General features: G+C 64.0%; 14 protein-coding genes. 2 read left to right on the top strand and 12 right to left on the bottom strand.

Annotated elements, in window-relative coordinates:
- Positions 1–83 precede the first annotated feature (83 nt).
- From Q0D44_RS15840 to dapA, 7 genes are all read right to left on the bottom strand, one after another.
- Positions 84–869 (bottom strand): transglutaminase family protein, encoded by a 786-nt coding sequence (locus Q0D44_RS15840; protein ID WP_294137917.1) that lies wholly within the window; start codon positions 867–869, stop codon positions 84–86.
- A gap of 315 nt (positions 870–1,184) precedes the next feature.
- Positions 1,185–2,258 (bottom strand): recombinase RecA, encoded by a 1,074-nt coding sequence (recA, locus tag Q0D44_RS15835; protein ID WP_006959190.1) that lies wholly within the window; start codon positions 2,256–2,258, stop codon positions 1,185–1,187.
- A gap of 99 nt (positions 2,259–2,357) precedes the next feature.
- Positions 2,358–2,714: a response regulator gene (locus tag Q0D44_RS15830; protein ID WP_119745027.1), complete on the bottom strand. Its 357-nt coding sequence runs from the start codon at positions 2,712–2,714 to the stop codon at positions 2,358–2,360.
- A gap of 96 nt (positions 2,715–2,810) precedes the next feature.
- Positions 2,811–5,240, bottom strand: coding sequence for an ATP-binding protein (locus Q0D44_RS15825; protein ID WP_294137915.1), 2,430 nt, complete (start codon positions 5,238–5,240; stop codon positions 2,811–2,813).
- A gap of 47 nt (positions 5,241–5,287) precedes the next feature.
- Positions 5,288–5,884, bottom strand: coding sequence for a DUF2062 domain-containing protein (locus tag Q0D44_RS15820; protein ID WP_217675441.1), 597 nt, complete (start codon positions 5,882–5,884; stop codon positions 5,288–5,290).
- A complete protein-coding gene (gene smpB / locus Q0D44_RS15815) occupies positions 5,884–6,366 on the bottom strand; it encodes an SsrA-binding protein SmpB (protein ID WP_006959198.1) in 483 nt (160 codons plus the stop codon). The genes Q0D44_RS15820 and smpB overlap by 1 nt, the downstream gene beginning before the upstream one ends.
- A gap of 44 nt (positions 6,367–6,410) precedes the next feature.
- Entirely contained in the window at positions 6,411–7,289 is an 879-nt protein-coding gene (dapA, locus tag Q0D44_RS15810) for a 4-hydroxy-tetrahydrodipicolinate synthase (protein ID WP_294137911.1), read from the bottom strand.
- 99 nt (positions 7,290–7,388) lie between these two features.
- Between dapA and Q0D44_RS15805 the strand changes: the two genes are divergently transcribed.
- Complete coding sequence (locus tag Q0D44_RS15805) at positions 7,389–9,476, top strand: lytic transglycosylase domain-containing protein (RefSeq protein WP_294137910.1); 2,088 nt, start codon at positions 7,389–7,391, stop codon at positions 9,474–9,476.
- Positions 9,477–9,604: 128 nt separating this feature from the next.
- Entirely contained in the window at positions 9,605–10,090 is a 486-nt protein-coding gene (greB, locus tag Q0D44_RS15800; RefSeq protein ID WP_294137908.1) for a transcription elongation factor GreB, read from the top strand.
- Between the two features lie 212 nt (positions 10,091–10,302).
- Here the strand turns inward: greB and Q0D44_RS15795 are convergent, their stop codons facing one another.
- The 5 genes from Q0D44_RS15795 to aspS all read right to left on the bottom strand — a co-directional run bounded on the left by Q0D44_RS15795 (position 10,303) and on the right by aspS (position 16,330).
- On the bottom strand, positions 10,303–11,907 hold the full coding sequence (locus tag Q0D44_RS15795; RefSeq protein ID WP_294137907.1) for a GMC family oxidoreductase N-terminal domain-containing protein: 1,605 nt from the start codon (positions 11,905–11,907) through the stop codon (positions 10,303–10,305).
- A 76-nt stretch (positions 11,908–11,983) separates the two neighbouring features.
- On the bottom strand, positions 11,984–12,169 hold the full coding sequence (locus Q0D44_RS15790; protein ID WP_006957563.1) for a hypothetical protein: 186 nt from the start codon (positions 12,167–12,169) through the stop codon (positions 11,984–11,986).
- A 74-nt stretch (positions 12,170–12,243) separates the two neighbouring features.
- Entirely contained in the window at positions 12,244–13,557 is a 1,314-nt protein-coding gene (locus Q0D44_RS15785; protein ID WP_294137905.1) for a methyl-accepting chemotaxis protein, read from the bottom strand.
- An 84-nt stretch (positions 13,558–13,641) separates the two neighbouring features.
- The gene (locus Q0D44_RS15780; RefSeq protein ID WP_294137903.1) at positions 13,642–14,433 is read right to left on the bottom strand and encodes a polyphosphate kinase; all 792 of its coding nucleotides are present in this window, start codon (positions 14,431–14,433) and stop codon (positions 13,642–13,644) included.
- 112 nt (positions 14,434–14,545) lie between these two features.
- Entirely contained in the window at positions 14,546–16,330 is a 1,785-nt protein-coding gene (aspS, locus tag Q0D44_RS15775; RefSeq protein ID WP_294137901.1) for an aspartate--tRNA ligase, read from the bottom strand.
- Positions 16,331–16,397 lie beyond the last annotated feature (67 nt).

The raw sequence follows: 16,397 nt of genomic DNA, 5'->3' as shown, positions 1-16,397 counted from the left end.
GTCGAAGCCTCGTCCTTCCCTTCAAGAAGAACTGCCCTTCGACAGGCTCAGGGCGAACGGAGGTGCGATGGCAGTTCCTTGCCTTATTCGTCTACGCGCGAGACGAGGATGGACTGGGCGTTCATCATGGCGTTGCCGAAGGCGGTCATGAAGGCGATGTCGGTAGCGTCGCGGCCTACGGCGATGCGGACCATGGTTTCGACCGGGGCAAGCCCGGTTGAATCGACGATATGCCATGCCCCGTCGAGCCAGACTTCGACGACCGCGTGAAAGTCTGGCGGATCGAGGCCCAACGCATAGACCGACACCAGACGGGCGGGAATGTCGCGCGAGCGGATCAGCGCGGCGGTGAGGTGGGCATAGTCGCGGCAGACGCCCTGCTGCGCGACGAAGGTGTCGGCGGCGGTGGTCGCGCCGTCGGAGCTGCCCGGCACATAGATGAGGTTGTCGTGAACCCAGTCGCGCAGCGCCGCGACCAGTGCGCCGCCCTCCAGATCGGGGAAATGGCCGCAGACGAAGCTGACGAAGCGATCGGCCTCGCAATAGCGGCTGGGCCAGATAAAGGGCAGCACCTCTTCCGGCAGGCTGGGCAGCGGGCTTTTGTTGAGGCTGACGAGATCGACCATAGGCCGTTCGACATCCACCGTAGCGCGGTAGGTGCTGAGCATCCGGCCCGTGCCGGTACGGGTCCAGGTGCGCCGCCCGACGCCGCTGCCGCCGACCTTGTTGGTCAGTGGCCCTGCATTGTTGATGATATGGGACTGGCTGACGATATGCTGGTCGGGCAGCGCGGCAGCCTCCACCGCCAACAATACATCGGTCGGTTCGGCGAAGTCATAATCCAGTATCGCCTCGATCGCGACGCGCATCAGGGGAGCCTTTCAGATTGGGGAAGGAGACGCGGTAACGCGCGAGCAGGGATTAGGGTGCAGAGCATTGCGATGCCGCAGGCAGAGCGCAAGCACGGGACAGGTCGGGCCGCTTAACTTCGCATATTTCCCGGCAAATCGGACATTATCTTACGCTAGCCTGATCCTATCGGAAAGTCCGTGGCGCTGGACCAGGACGGTAAAAGGCCCGCTGCGCAAGGGTTACGCGGCGGGCCTTTTCAGTGCGTGAAGCGAGAGGCGGACGAGCCGCGTCAGAGGCTGTTCCGGCTGATCCGGCCGGACAGGCGTCTGCGCTTATTCGTCATCATCCTCCGCTTCGGGTCCGGCCATCAACGCTTCGGCGACCACGTCGGTCTTGCCCCGGATCGCCTTTTCCAGACGGTCCGCCATTTCAGGATGCGTTTTCAAAAATGTCTTGGCGTTTTCACGACCCTGGCCGATGCGGACCGAGTCGTAGGAGAACCAGGCGCCCGATTTCTCGACGATCCCGGCCTTGACGCCTAGGTCGAGAATTTCGCCAATCTTGGAAATCCCCTCGCCATACATGATGTCGAATTCGACCTGCTTGAACGGCGGGGCGACCTTGTTCTTGACCACTTTCACACGGGTCGCGTTACCGACAATATCCTCGCGATCCTTGATCTGACCGGTGCGGCGAATGTCGAGGCGCACCGAGGCGTAGAATTTGAGCGCGTTGCCGCCGGTCGTGGTTTCCGGGTTACCGTACATCACGCCGATCTTCATGCGCACCTGGTTGATGAAGATCACCATACATTTGGAGCGCGAGATCGAGCCGGTCAGCTTGCGCAGCGCCTGGCTCATCAAGCGCGCCTGAAGGCCGACATGGCTGTCGCCCATCTCACCCTCGATTTCTGCACGCGGCACCAGCGCGGCGACCGAGTCGATCACCAGCACGTCGATGGCGTTGGAGCGCACCAGCGTATCGACGATTTCCAGCGCCTGTTCGCCCGTGTCGGGCTGCGACACGATCAGTTCGTCAATGTCCACGCCCAATTTCTTGGCATAGCCCGGATCGAGCGCATGTTCGGCGTCCACGAAGGCCGCGGTGCCGCCGCCCTTTTGCGCTTCGGCGATGACGTGGAGCGCCAGCGTCGTCTTGCCGGAGCTTTCCGGGCCGTAAATCTCGATGATCCGCCCCTTGGGCAGGCCGCCAATGCCCAGCGCAATGTCGAGGCCCAGCGATCCGCTGGAGATGGCTTCAATCTCCAGCTTTTCCCGGCTGCCCAGCTTCATCGCAGAGCCTTTGCCAAATGCCCGGTCGATCTGGGCGAGCGCGGCGTCCAATGCTTTTTGTCTGTCCATAGTCCCGTTCTTCTTGGAATCGATGAGTGTGAGCATAGCGGACATCGGCCTATTCCCTGTCAAGCGGACTGCGCCGATTCTCTCGACGCCTGGCGATGATGTATCCTGTTTGTTCTAGTAGAACAAGGGGGGAACGGAAATTTCCTATTCGCCCAATATTTTTCCCAACGCCCGCTCGACCGCGCCGATGGTGAAGGGCTTGGCGAGCGTCGGCCGGTCGGCATGGTGGGACGGCAGATCGTCGGCCATGCCGCCGGTCGCAAAGACGAAAGGCACGCCCTTCTGCACCAATATATCAGCGACGGGCCAGCTTTTCTCACCCTGCAAATTGCAGTCGAGCAGGGCCGCGTCAAAGCCGCCTTCGCGGGCATGGGCGCAGGCTTCGTCGACCGAGGCGGCGACCGCGTGCAAGCGGTAACCCAGCGCGTCGAGATAATCCTCCAGCATCATGCCGATCATCGCTTCATCTTCGACGATCAAAATGCTCTTAGCCGCCGACATGCCTTCGCAATCCCCTGTTGATACGCCTTTGCGCTAACCCATCGTTACGGGAATAGACAGGATAATCACCTTGATCGAGCGCAAGTTATTGTGGGGTCATTCCGCCACGGGCCGCATCGCCAGCGCGTCGCGCGCCGCTTCGGCCAGCTGATTGACCGAGAAAGGCTTGGGCAGGAAGGCGACGTTGGCGATGTCGATCGACTTGCGCAGCTGCTCCTCGGCATAGCCGGACATGAACAGGACCGGCAGGTCGGGGAAAGCGCGGCGCGCCTGCGCCACCATGGCGGGACCGTCCATATTGGGCATCACCACGTCAGAGATCAGCAGGTCGATCGCCACGTTCCCGGCCAGCACCTCCAGCCCCTGTTCGCCGTCGCTGGCGGTCAGCACGGTATAGCCCTGCCGCACCAGCGCCCGTTCGGCGACGGCGCGGACCATATCTTCATCCTCCACCAGCAGCACCGTGCCGGTGCCCCATGTCTCGCTGCGCTTGACCGGCGGTTTGACCGGGGCGACATCCTTGGCATCGGACCCGGCATAGACCGGCAGATAGATGACGAAGCTGGCCCCGCGTCCCGTTTCGGATTCGGCGAAGATATAGCCGCCCGATTGCTTGACGATGCCATAGACGGTGGAGAGACCAAGGCCCGTACCCTTGCCCAGTTCCTTGGTCGTGAAGAAGGGCTCGAAAATCTTGGCCAATATGTCGGGCGGGATGCCAAGCCCGGTGTCGGACACGCGCAGTGCGGTATAGTCGCCCACGGGCAGGATTTGCTGGCGCATTTCGCGCACCTTGATCGCGGGGACGCCATAGGTCTGGATATTGAGCGTGCCGCCTTCTGGCATGGCGTCGCGGGCATTGACCGCCAGATTGACGATCACCTGTTCCAGCTGGCCGGGGTCCGCGCGCACCGCGCCCAGATTGCGGCCATGGCTGACGTCCAGCTTCACATTTTCGCCCAGCAGGCGCTTTAAGAGATTGGAGACGTCCGCGACGATGTCGGGCAGTTGCAGGATTTGCGGCCGCAACGTCTGCTGGCGCGAGAAGGCGAGCAATTGGCGGGTCAGGCCCGCAGCGCGATTGCTGTTCGACTTGATCTGCTGAATATCGTCATAATCGCTGTCGCCGGGGGTATGGCGCATCAGCATCAGGTCGCAATGGCCGATGATCGCAGTCAGGATATTGTTGAAATCATGCGCGACGCCGCCGGCCAGCTGGCCGATCGCCTGCATCTTGGTCGCCTGCGCCACCTGCCGCTTGAGCTTGGATTCCTCGCTATTATCCTTGAGGCTGAGCAGCACCGCCGCCTCGCCAAGACCGCGCACGCCCGCCAGGCTGAGCGCGATCGGTTCGTCGGGCTGGTCGCGCATCCGCACCGCAATGTCGCCCGACATTTGCGGGCCGACGGCAAAGCGGCGCACCGCGTCGGCCACCGCGGCCTGATCCTCCCGTACCACCAGATCGCCGGGATAGCTGGGCTTGTCGCCGGGTTTCAGCCCCGCCACCCGCGCAAAGGCATTGTTGACGAACAGCACCCGCCCGTCGCGGTCGGCCATGGCGAGGCCAAAGGGCAGCAGCGAGAGCAGCGTTTCGATATAGGAGAGCGCCGACGTGCCGCCGCCGCCCGCCGGTTCGTCGATCAGCAGCAGCAGCATCGGGCCGTCCTGCGCACTGGCCTGCGCCGACACGCCATTGCCGTGGCTCGCGCGCTTCAACGGCACCTGCAACAGGCGCAGTGGCAGGCCGCCCTGCTCCTCGCGCGCCAGGAACAGCCGTCCCTTGTCATCCACCCGCATATGGCTGGCGAAATCGCGGCCTGTGATATTGGCGTCGATCCGCCCGGCTGCGCGCAGCAGGAAAGCGCCATTGGCGGCACGGATACGGCCCTCGCCGCCGATCATCACCGCCATCACGCCCGCCTCGCCCATCTGGCGGCCCGCTTCGCCAGTCAGGAAGCGATTGACGTCGTCGAGCGCGCTGGGCTGGCGCACCGGGGTGAAGCGCCAGAGCAGATAATCCTCCGCTCGGCCGGTACGCACCACCTCCACGTCCAGCCGGAGCGCGCCCTGCACAAGGCCTGCAACCTTCGCCTCACCATCGCGCCAGGCGGCGCGGGCGGCGACGGACAGGCTTTCGGTCAGCGCCGCATCGCCCGTGATGCCAGGCGGCGTGGGATAGCCGGGGAACCATTCGCCAAACAGGTCGCTGGCGCAGACCAGCCGCCCGGCGCGATCGGTGACGGCAATCGCCATGCTGGAGGCGTCGGCGGCGGCGCGGGCGACGGTCCAGTCCGGAATCGCTTCTTTGTCAGAGAGTTGCGGCGGATAGATGTGGCGATACCAGGCCATCAGCGCCGCGATGGTCAGGACGGTCGCAGCAAATCCGCCAGCCAGCAACCAGTTGCCAGCCGCATAGAAAACCAGCCCGGCCGACAGAGCCGCCGCCAGCAGCAGGAGCGGCAGGACCAGCCCCGATCGCGACTGGGTCAGCCACGCATCCCCATTGCTGTTTACCCGCGCGGCCATGGACGGCCTTCCCCCTGCATCGACACTGTCAAACCATCTTGCCTGTCCTAAAGGACAGAAGCGGCTTTCTCCAATGCGCTGCTTTCATGGACCTTGCCAATCCTCAATTTGCGCGCCTGCCATTTGCGGCCCATGCGGTGACGCCAGAACCAGTCGGCGATGACATAGCCGATGATCGCCGCCCCCACCGAAATGATCGAAAGGCCAAGCAGCATGGCGGGTGCGGCTTCCGACACCAGCCAGGCGGTCCACTGGCCGATCGTGGCATGATGATCGACCAAAGTCATGAAACCCGATGCGTCGGCGCTGCGACCCAGCATCCAGTTGCCGATATAGACCGACAGCCACAGGATCAGCGGGGTGGTCGCCGGGTTGGACAGGAAGGTCATGGCAGCCGCGACCGGGATATTGGCGCGGAAGGGCAGCGCCAGCAGCGCGGCCCCCGCAATCTGGATTCCGGGGATCAGCAGGAAAATGCCGACCAGCAGCCCCAGCGCCACGCCGCGCGGCACCGAACGACGGGTAAAGCGCCACAGCGACGGCTCCAGCACGCGGTGGGCGACGGGGGCGAGGAAGCGGTTATGCTCCAGGCTTTCGCGCGTCGGCGCATTGGCGTGCCACCAGCGGCTGAGGCGGTTGTCCATCAGCCCTTGTCCCGCATGATGCGCTGCTGGTCGCGCTTCCAGTCGCGATCCTTGATCGTCTCGCGCTTGTCGTGATTCTGCTTGCCCTTGGCCAGCGCCAGCTCGATCTTGGCGCGACCCTGGCTGTTGAAATAGACCATCAGCGGCACCAGCGTCATGCCCTGACGCGACACGGCACTGTGCATCTTGTGGATCTCCCGCTCATGCAGCAACAGCTTGCGCGGGCGTTTGGGTTCGTGATTTTCGCGGTTGCCATGGCTATATTCGGGGATGTTGCTGTTCACCAGAAACACCTGATTGCCCTTCACCTCGGCATAGCTTTCGGCGATCGAGCCTTCGCCGCCGCGCAGCGCCTTCACCTCTGTCCCCTGCAGGGCAATCCCTGCCTCGAACACATCTTCGATAAAATAGTCAAAGCGCGCGCGCCGGTTTTCGGCGACGATCTTTTTCTTGTCGAAGGTAACGGGACGGGGGCGGGCCATGGTTCCTGAATTAACTCACTTCACTATATAGGAACGGCGGACCGTTAAACGAGGCCCGCAATTTCCAGCGCGCGATCGACCGCGGCCCGGCTGGATTCCGACGGCCATGTGATCGGCAGGCGGACGTCGCCGGGCATGTCGGGCCGAACGCGCGTAAGCGCATATTTAACCGGGCCGGGTGAAGAATCGCTGAACAGGGCATCATGCAAGGGATAGAGACGATCCTGCAACGCCAAGGCACCATCCCAATCGCGGCGCGCGCAGGCGGCCTGAAAGTCGGCGACCAGACGCGGCGCGACATTGGCGGTGACGGAGATGCACCCCTTGCCGCCCATGGCGTTGAATCCCAGCGCGGTTTCGTCATTCCCCGACAGCTGGCAGAAATCCGGGCGGCAGGCGAGACGCTGTGCGGTGACGCGCCCCAGATTCCCGGTGGCGTCCTTGATCCCCACGATCGTCTGATATTCTTCGGACAGGCGGTGGATCACCGGCACGCCAATGTCGGTGATGGTGCGGCTGGGAACATTATACAGCACGATGGGCAGGGAGCAGCGTTCGGCGAGGTAGGCGAAATGCTGATAGACGCCGTCCTGATTGGGCTTGTTATAATAAGGCGCGACCACCAAGGCGGCGTCCGCCCCCGCCCCTTGCGCCGCATACATATGTTCCAGCGCGATTCGCGTGTCGTTGGAGCCGCAGCCCGCGATCACCGGCACGCGCCCGGCGGCCTGATCGACACAGATGGCGATGACGCGATTATGCTCCTCGACCGTCATGGTCGCGCTTTCGCCGGTGGTGCCGCACGGGACGAGCGCGCTCGATCCTTCGGCGATTTGCCAGTCGACCAGAGCGCGAAACGCCGCCTCATCCACCGATCCGTCGCGAAACGGGGTCACCAGAGCCGGAATCGAGCCGGAAAACATGATTAAACTCCTTCAATTCTCCGGCCGGCCGGGGCATGATCGGTCAAGCGGCGCGCTATAGCGCGTCATTCAGGCGCTGATAAGGATGCATTTGCGATAATGTCCAGCATGGCGACGCCCCGCATTGTCGAAAGTTATTGGATCCGTATGCCTCTTATTGCCCTTTTGCTGTTTACCGCTGGCGCAAGCGCTCAGACCGAAGGGCCGGTGCCTGCGGCCGCGCCTGCCTATCCGCCCGGCGCGGTGGTCCAGCCGCTGCCGGGGCAAGCCGCGCCGTCGGGCCAGTGGGACCAGGTCGCCAGCCGCGTCGGCATGGCCAGCGATTCGGCGATCGGCGCGACGATCAGCCAGTGGCGCGCGCTCCAGCAGAGCGATGGGCTGGGTTTTACCACCTATGCCAATTTCATCACCGCCAATCCCGGCTGGCCGGGCGAGGACCGGATGCGGCGGCTGGCGGAAACCGGGATCAATCCCGACAGCTATGATCCGCGGCAGGTCAGCGCCTTCTTCGCCCGCTTCCCGCCACGCACCGCAACCGGCCATGCCCGTAACGCCACGGCCTTGGTGCAGATGGGCCGGATGGACGAGGCGCGGGTTGCCGCGCGCAAGGCGTGGATCGGTGGATCGCTCAGCGTCGCGGACGAAGCGCGGTTGCTGTCCCTGTTCGGCTCCAGCCTGACGCCCGCCGATCATGACCAGCGCGCCGACATGCTGCTGTGGGGCAATGACACGGCGGGGGCAGCGCGGATGCTGGCTTATGTCTCGCCGGGTCGCCGCGCCGTCTATCAAGCGCGAATCGCCTTCCGCCGCAAGGCACCCGACGCCGCGATGCTGATGCAGGCCGCCGAAGCGGTGGGCGCGAGCGATGGCGGATTCGTCGCCGACAAGGCGCTGTGGCTGCGCGATAGCGGCAACTGGGTCGCCGCGCGCCAATATCTGGCGAATCGCAGCGCGCTGACCTACCGCCCCGCCAATGCGGAGAAATTCTACGAGGTGCTGCTGGGGCTGGCGCGCGCTGCCGCCAATGATAGCCAGTGGAGCTTTGCCTACGGCATCGCCAGCAAGATTGACGACGCGGTGCCGCCGGGCATCGACCTGTCCGATCAGCCGATCGGCGTGCGAGACGATTATACCAGCCTCGCCTGGCTGGCCGGGTCCACGGCCTTTTACAACCTTAATCGTCCCACTGACGCGGTGACGATGTTCCGCCGCTATGCCGACGCAGCCAAATCGCCCCAGACCAAGTCGAAGGGCTATTATTGGGCCGGTCGCGCGGCGCTTCAGTCGGGCGATGCGGCGACGGCCAACAGCTATTTTGCGCAGGCCGGGGTCTATCCCGACCAGTTTTACGGCCAGCTGGCGCTTGAACGATTGGGCCGTCCGATCCCGCCGCCCGCCACGGTCGAGCGCCCGGTGCCGATTTCCGCCGCCGAGCGGGCCGCGTTCGAGCAGCGGTCGGTGGTGCGCGCGGTCAAGGCGCTGGGGCAGATGGGCTATTGGGAGGATCAGGGCAAATTCGCCCGCGCCATCGCCAATAATGCCGACAGCGACACCGACCATTATCTCGCCGCCGAACTCGCCGAACGGATCGGCCGCACCGACATGAGCGTGATGGTTGGCCGCCGCGCCGTGTCGAGTGGCCTGACCGGCTATGGCACCAGCGCCTTCCCGCGCGTCCCCGTGCCGCCCGCCGCGCAATATAACTGGACCATGGTCCACGCGATCGCCCGGCAGGAAAGCCAGTTCGACAAACAGATCGTCAGCCATGCGGGCGCGCGCGGGCTGATGCAACTGATGCCGGGCACCGCGCGCGAACAGGCGGGCAAGCTGGGCCTTGGCTACAATCCCGCCTCGCTCAATGAACCCAGCTATAATATCATGCTGGGGTCGGGCTATTTTCAACGGATGCTGGACTATTATGGCGGCAGCTATCCGCTGGCGGTCGCGGCCTATAATGCCGGGCCGGGCAATGTGAACAAATGGATCGCCGCCAATGGCGACCCGCGCATGGCCGGTGCCGACATGCTCCGCTGGATCGAGCAGATCCCGATTTTCGAGACCCGCAACTATGTGCAGCGGGTGCTGGAAAATGCCGTCGTCTATGAAGCGATGAACCCGGAACGCGCGAAATTTCGCGGGACCAGCGCGGTACTGAGCCGCTATCTGGGGAAGCAGACGCCGGGGTGAGGCCGCCCCCTCCCTCCGTTCGCCCTGAGCGAAGTCGAAGGGTTCTGCTGAGCCGCAGGTGAAGCACCTTCGCTCCGCTCAGGCGAGGGCTTCGACAAGCTCAGCCCGAACGGTTATGGGATAGACGGATGACCACCCCGTATCCCAATTATATCTCGCCCGAAGGCTTCGCCAAACTGCGCGCCGAATATGACCATCTGCTGGGCGTCGAGCGGCCCGCGATCGTCGAGGTGGTGAGCTGGGCGGCGGGCAATGGCGACCGCTCCGAAAATGGCGACTATCTTTATGGCCGCAAGCGGATGCGGGAGATCGACTTCCAGCTGAAACGCCTGTCGAAGAAGATGAAGGACGCCAAGGTCGTCGATGCCCGCGCTCAGCCGGACAAAGCCCGCGTCTATTTCGGTGCGACCGTTACGATCGCCGACGAGGATGACAACCACCGCACCGTCACGCTGGTCGGCAATGACGAAACCGATATCGAGGCAGGCCGGATCGGCTGGTCCTCCCCTATCGCCCGCGCGCTGCGCGGCGCAGCGGTGGGCGACCTGCGCCGTGTGGTGCTGCCGTCGGGCGAGAAGGAATATGAGGTGATGGGGATAAGCTATCCGGGGTGACAATCCCTAAATCTCCCCTGCAAGGGCAGGGTAATCGCATAAGAACACTCGTCATTTAACTTCGTCATGCTGAACTTGTTTCAGTATCCATCATGCCCCAAAAGTCACCGCGCAGAACGAGAAATGGATCCTGAAACAAGTTCAGGATGACGATGAAGGAGGGGACAGCTTCATATACGATACCCTGCCTGCAACGGGACAATCACCACACCCTACCCTCGCCCCAGCACCATCGCCGCTGCCTTTTCCGCGATCATCATCACCGGCGCATTGGTGTTGCCGGACGTGATCGTGGGCATCACCGACGCATCGACCACGCGCAGTGCGTCGATGCCATGCATCCGCAATTGCGCGTCCACGACGGCGCGCGATCCCGTGCCCATCGCGGCGGTGCCGACGGGATGGAAGATGCTGCTGGCGATTGCGCCGACGCCTTCCAGTATCGCCGCATCATCCTCCCGCTCCGGGCCGGGGCGGAATTCGCGCGGGGCGTAAGGGGCGAGCGCCGCCTGTCCGACGATGGCGCGCGTCACCCGCACCGCCTCCACCGCGACCTGTTGGTCCTCGGCTGCCGAGAGATAATTGGGCCGGATCGCGGGCGCGGCCATTGGGTCTGCTGACCCCACCCAAACGCTTCCCCGGCTCTGCGGCCGCAAATTGCACACGCTGGCGGTAAAAGCGGGAAAGGGATCGAGCGCGCCGCCGAAGGCGGCCAGGCTCAAAGGCTGGACATGATATTGTAGGTTTGCGGTTTCAAAGCGCGGGCTGGATTTCACGAACAGCCCCAGCTGGCTCGGTGCCATCGCCATCGGGCCGGACCGGCGGGCGAGATATTCCATCCCCATCCATGCCTTGCCCAGCAAGGACGACGCCCGCGCATTGAGCGTCACTGCGCCGGTAACTTGCCACGCACAACGTATCTGGAGGTGATCCTGCAAATTCTCGCCCACGCCGGGCAAGTGATGGACGCTATCGATACCCAGCGCCGCGAGTTTGCTGCCGTCGCCAATGCCAGACCGCTGGAGGATCGCCGGTGATCCGATCGCGCCTGAACTGAGCAATATTTCGCCCTCGGCCCTCGCCTCGCACGCTTCACCGTCCAGCAGGAAGCGCACGCCGGTTGCGCGCCGATCCTTGATGATCACCCGGTCGATGCTCGCCCCGGTGACGACGCGCAGATTGGGCCGTTTCATCGCCGGGCGCAGGAAAGCATCTGCCGCGCTCCAGCGCCGCCCGCGCTTCTGCGTCACCTCGAAATAGCCCGACCCCAGATTGTCGCCCCCGTTGAAATCATCGCTGTGCGGCACGCCATATTGCCGCGCGGCTTCGCGAAACTTCTCCAGCAAGTCCCAGCGCAACCGCTGCCGTTCGACCCGTATCTCGCCGCCTGCGCCGTGCGCGTCGCTCGGCCCGCCGAAATGATCCTGCGCGCGCTTGAAATAGGGCAGCACATCGTCCCAGCTCCAGCCGATATTGCCCGCCTGCCGCCAGCCATCATAGTCGCGCGCCTGACCGCGCATATAGATCATACCGTTGATCGAGGAAGAACCGCCCAGCACCCGGCCACGCGGATAGCCGATCGACCGGCCACCCAGCCCTGCTTCCTCCTCCGTCTTGAGGCACCAGTCGGTGCGCGGATTGCCGATGCAATAGAGATAGCCGACCGGCACCTTGATCCACAGCCAGTCATCCTTGCCGCCCGCCTCCAGCAGCAGGACGCGGGTTGACGGGTTCGCGCTCAGCCGGTTGGCCAGCACGCACCCTGCGCTGCCCGCGCCCAGGATGATATAGTCATAGGCGCCGAAATCGCGGGGCATCGTATCTACCTCTCCGCCCGCGACCATGGCGCGAAAAGGTCGCCCGCCGCAAGCCGGGCGGGCGATATATCGCCCCCTAATCGTGCGGGCGCAGCGACCGGTTGAGGCTGTCCAGCACTTCGGCGATCGGTTCGGTCACGGTCACGCTGCGGCCTTCGCCAAAGCGGATGCGGGTGCCGTCATTGACGGACGAGACGAAGGTGACTTGCGACGCGTTGACGGCGGTTTCGGTGCGGTCAGTGCCCACGAACATGACGAGCATGGCTTCCTCTCCTTTTTATGGATGCACAGCCTATCGCCATTTGCGCGCGATGCCAGAGGGATTTCTGCCGATCGTCAGGTTGCGCGGATCGCCATGATGAAACCGCCCGCGCGCGCCTCCAGCCGATGGGCTTCCCCGGCCAGCCTTTGCGCGACCGATTGCATGGCCCGCGCGCCCAGCACGGTCGCATCCGCATTGCCGCTGATCGCCTGCGCCCCGGTACGGATATGATCGCTGGAGGACCCTGCCTCCGCCACGCTGTCGGCAATGGCGCGGCTGAAGGCGGCCTGCCGGGCAACCGCGTCGAACAGGGCGGCGGACAGTCGGTCGGCACGGGTCATGGCCGCGTCCATATGCATATGCCCCGCCGCCACATCGGCCACGGTCGCGCGGACATGCGCGATCCGCCCGGCAATGCCCGCTGCGGCATCGCGCGTCTGTTGCGCCAGCGACTTTACCTCGCGCGCGACGACGGCAAAGCCCTGCCCTGCCTCGCCCGCGCGCGCCGCCTCGATGCTGGCGTTGAGCGCCAGCATCGCCGTTGCGCCCGCAATGCTGTCGATCAGGGCGACGACCTCGCCAATATTCTCTGTCTCGGTTCGCAGCGCCTCACCCTGCGCCATGCCTGCGCGGCTGCGCGCGGCGGCGTCGCGCATCGCAGCGCCAGCGTCACGCGCCTCGCTGTCCATCGCCTGAAATATCTGGCCCAGTTCGACGCCGCCCGCCGCGATGCCCGCCAGACGATCGGCCGTCTGCGCGGCGGCCACCGCCATAGCCGCGCTGTCCGCGCCATCGCCCGCCGCGCGCTCGGCCGCTTGGCTCGCGAGCGCCGACAACTGATCGGCCATCGCCACCATGTCCGCGATCAACAGGGCGACATCGCCCTGAAAGCTGGCGCTTTCCCGCCGGATCTGTTCGATCCGTTCCGACCGCGCCAGCGCCACCCGCGTGTCGCGCTGCGCGGTCAGTCGCAGCAGCAGGGTGCCGTCCAGCACCCCGGCATAGCGCCCATCATCGGTCACGATCAGCCCCTCGCACGCGGTCCCCTGCGCGGCATAGAGATCGACCAGCCTGTCCACGCTCGCGCGCCGGTCCACATGAGCGCAAGGGCGGACATGATCATCCAGCCGCCCGCCGAAACTGGGGTTGCGCAGCAGGGCATGGCCGAAGGGATTGAACAGGATGCGGCGCATGTCGCGCTCATAAATTGCGCCGACAGGCCTGTTGCGTGCGTCCAGCACCGGCAGCAGGCGCAGGGCGGAATCCTGCTGGAAACAATCCACCGCCTCACTGAGCGGACGCCCCAGCCGGATCACCGGCTTGTCCTGCGCCAATGGCAACTCGGCCAGGCCGGGTGCATCAGGTGTGGATATAGGGGCGTGAAACATGGCCAAAGCCTTAGCCGCCCAATGGTAAACGAGCCGTTAGAATTTCATGACACTTTTGTTACAAGCGTCTGTTTTTGCTGTATTTTATTCGGATTTAGCGGGCTGGTAGCCAAAAGCCTGCTTGGCCAGTTTCACCACCGCCGGGTCGGCCGCCGGAAAATCCATCGGCACCAGCGCCTCCAGCCGTTCCGCCATATAGGTGAGCGCGGCGATGCGGCCGCCCTTGCGGTGATTATTGTCGATGACGTGCCAGGGCGCATGTTTCGTGTCGGTCTTTTTGAACATGGCGTGCATCGCGTCCAGATAGTCGGCGCGTTTCGCCCGGTTGCGATAATCGTCGGCGCCGGTTTTCCAGCGCTTCCACGGCACATCAAGCCGCTCGGCCAGTTGCTTGTCCTGCGTTTCCTGAGTGATGTGGACGAACAGTTTGACGATGTTCATGCCCGCGTCGATCTGCTGCTTTTCAAAGGCATTGATCTCGTCATAGCCGCGTTTCCAGTCGGCCTTCTTGGCAAAGCCCTCGACCCGCTCCACCAGCACCCGGCCATACCAGCTGCGGTCGAAGATCGCGATATTGCCGCTGGCGGGCAAGCGCGTCCAGAAACGCCAGAGGAAATGATGATCCCGCTCCACCTCATTGGGGGCGGCGATGGGATGGACCTGATAGTAGCGCGGGTCCCAGTCGGCCGACATCCGCTTGATGATGCCACCCTTCCCCGCCGCGTCCCAGCCCTCCAGCAAGATGACGCTGCGGCGCTTGTGCAGGATATGGGCGACCTGAATCTTGGCGAGGCGCTGCTGAAGCGCGGCCAGAGTGGCGTCATAATCGCCGTCATATTTCGGCGCGGATTCGTGGGTCGCAAGGTCGATGGTCATGGGCAGCAATCCTCAATCGTCATGCCGGACCAGATCCGGCATCCAGGGCGACAGAGACTGTGTCCGACACCCTGGATGCTGAAGCAAGTTCAGCATGACGAAAAAGGAAAACTCACCCCTTGGCCTGCGGCTCCACCACGCGGACATGCAATTCGCGCAGCTGCTTGAATTCGGCGGCGCTGGGCGCGCCCATCAGCAGGTCCTCGGCCTTCTGGTTCATCGGGAACAGCGTGATTTCGCGCAGATTCTGCGCGCCGCACAGCAGCATCACGATGCGGTCGACGCCCGCGGCCATGCCACCATGGGGCGGCGCGCCATATTGGAAGGCGCGATAGAGGCCGCCGAAGCGATCCTCGACATCCTGTTGGGACAGGCCGACAAGCTCGAACGCCTTGACCATCAGCTCTGGCGACTGGTTGCGGATCGAACCCGACGCGATCTCGAACCCGTTGCAGACCATGTCATATTGGAACGCATTGATGGTCAGCGGGTCCTGATTGTTCAGCGCATCGAGGCCACCCTGCGGCATAGAGAAGGGGTTGTGCGCGAAATCGACCGACTTTGTGTCCTCATCATATTCGTAGAAGGGGAAGTCGACGATCCAGCACAGGTCGAACCGGTCCTTGTCGATGAGGTCGAGCGTCTCGGCCACACGGTTACGGGCGAGGCCAGCCAGCTTGGCCGCCTGCGATTCCTTGCCAGCGGCGAAAAATACACCATCATTGGCGCCAAGGCCCAGCGCCGCGACCAGCTTGGCGGTCGCTTCCTCGCCATGGTTCTTGGCGATCGGGCCGCCGGGCACGCCGTCCTTGATGTTGATATAGCCAAGGCCCGAATAGCCCTCGCCCCGCGCCCAATTGTTCATTTCATCGAAGAATTTGCGGCTGCCAGCGCCAGCGCCCGGTGCCGGGACGGCACGGATCACGCTGCCGCTTTCGACCAGGCTGGCAAAGATGCCGAAGCCGGAGCCGACGAAATGGTCGGTCACATCCTGAATGATGATCGGGTTGCGCAGGTCCGGCTTGTCGCTGCCATATTTTAGCAATGCCTCAGCGTGCGGGATGCGCGGGAAGCTGCCCGCTGGCGTGACCGGCTTGCCATCGGCAAATTGTTCGAACACCTGGGCGATCACCGGCTCCATCGTGTCCCACACTTCTTCCTGGGTGACGAAGCTCATCTCCAGGTCGAGCTGGTAGAATTCGCCCGGCAGCCGGTCGGCGCGCGGATCTTCATCGCGGAAGCAGGGGGCGATCTGGAAATAGCGGTCGAAGCCTGCCACCATCAGCAGCTGCTTATATTGCTGCGGGGCCTGCGGCAGGGCGTAGAATTTGCCCGGATGGATGCGGCTGGGGACCAGAAAGTCGCGCGCGCCTTCCGGGCTGGACGCGGTCAGGATCGGCGTCGAATATTCGGTAAAGCCTGCGCCTTCCATGCGGCGGCGCATGTCCGAAATGATCTTGGTCCGCTTGACGATATTGGCGTGCAGCGTCTCGCGCCGCAGGTCGAGGAAGCGGTAACGCAGGCGGATATCTTCAGGATAGTCCTGCTCGCCCGCCACCGGCAGCGGCAGTTCGGCGGCGGTCGACAGCACGGTGACGGCGTCGGCGACGACCTCGATCGTGCCGGTTTCCATTTTGGGATTGGTCGCTTCGGGACCGCGCGCCACGACCGCGCCGTCGATCGTCACCACCGATTCGAGCCGCAGCCCCTCCAGCACGCGCAGCGCGTCGCTGTCCGCCTTCGCCACCACCTGGGTAATGCCATAATGGTCGCGCAGATCGACGAACAGCACCCCGCCATGGTCGCGCTTGCGATGCACCCAGCCGGACAGGCGCACGGTCGCGGCGACATCAGCTTCACGAAGGGCGCCGCAAGTATGGGTGCGATAGGCGTGCATGGCGTTTTGGTCTTTCAGCTTCGTTTTACGGAAATGACAAAGCCCTGACGGCAGGCTATGGGCATAA

Origin of the sequence: Sphingobium sp., assembly GCA_023266575.1 — a bacterium.
GTDB lineage: Bacteria > Pseudomonadota > Alphaproteobacteria > Sphingomonadales > Sphingomonadaceae > Sphingobium.
Note: the sequence above shows the minus strand (reverse complement) of the source record. Positions and strands in the feature narration are given on the sequence as shown.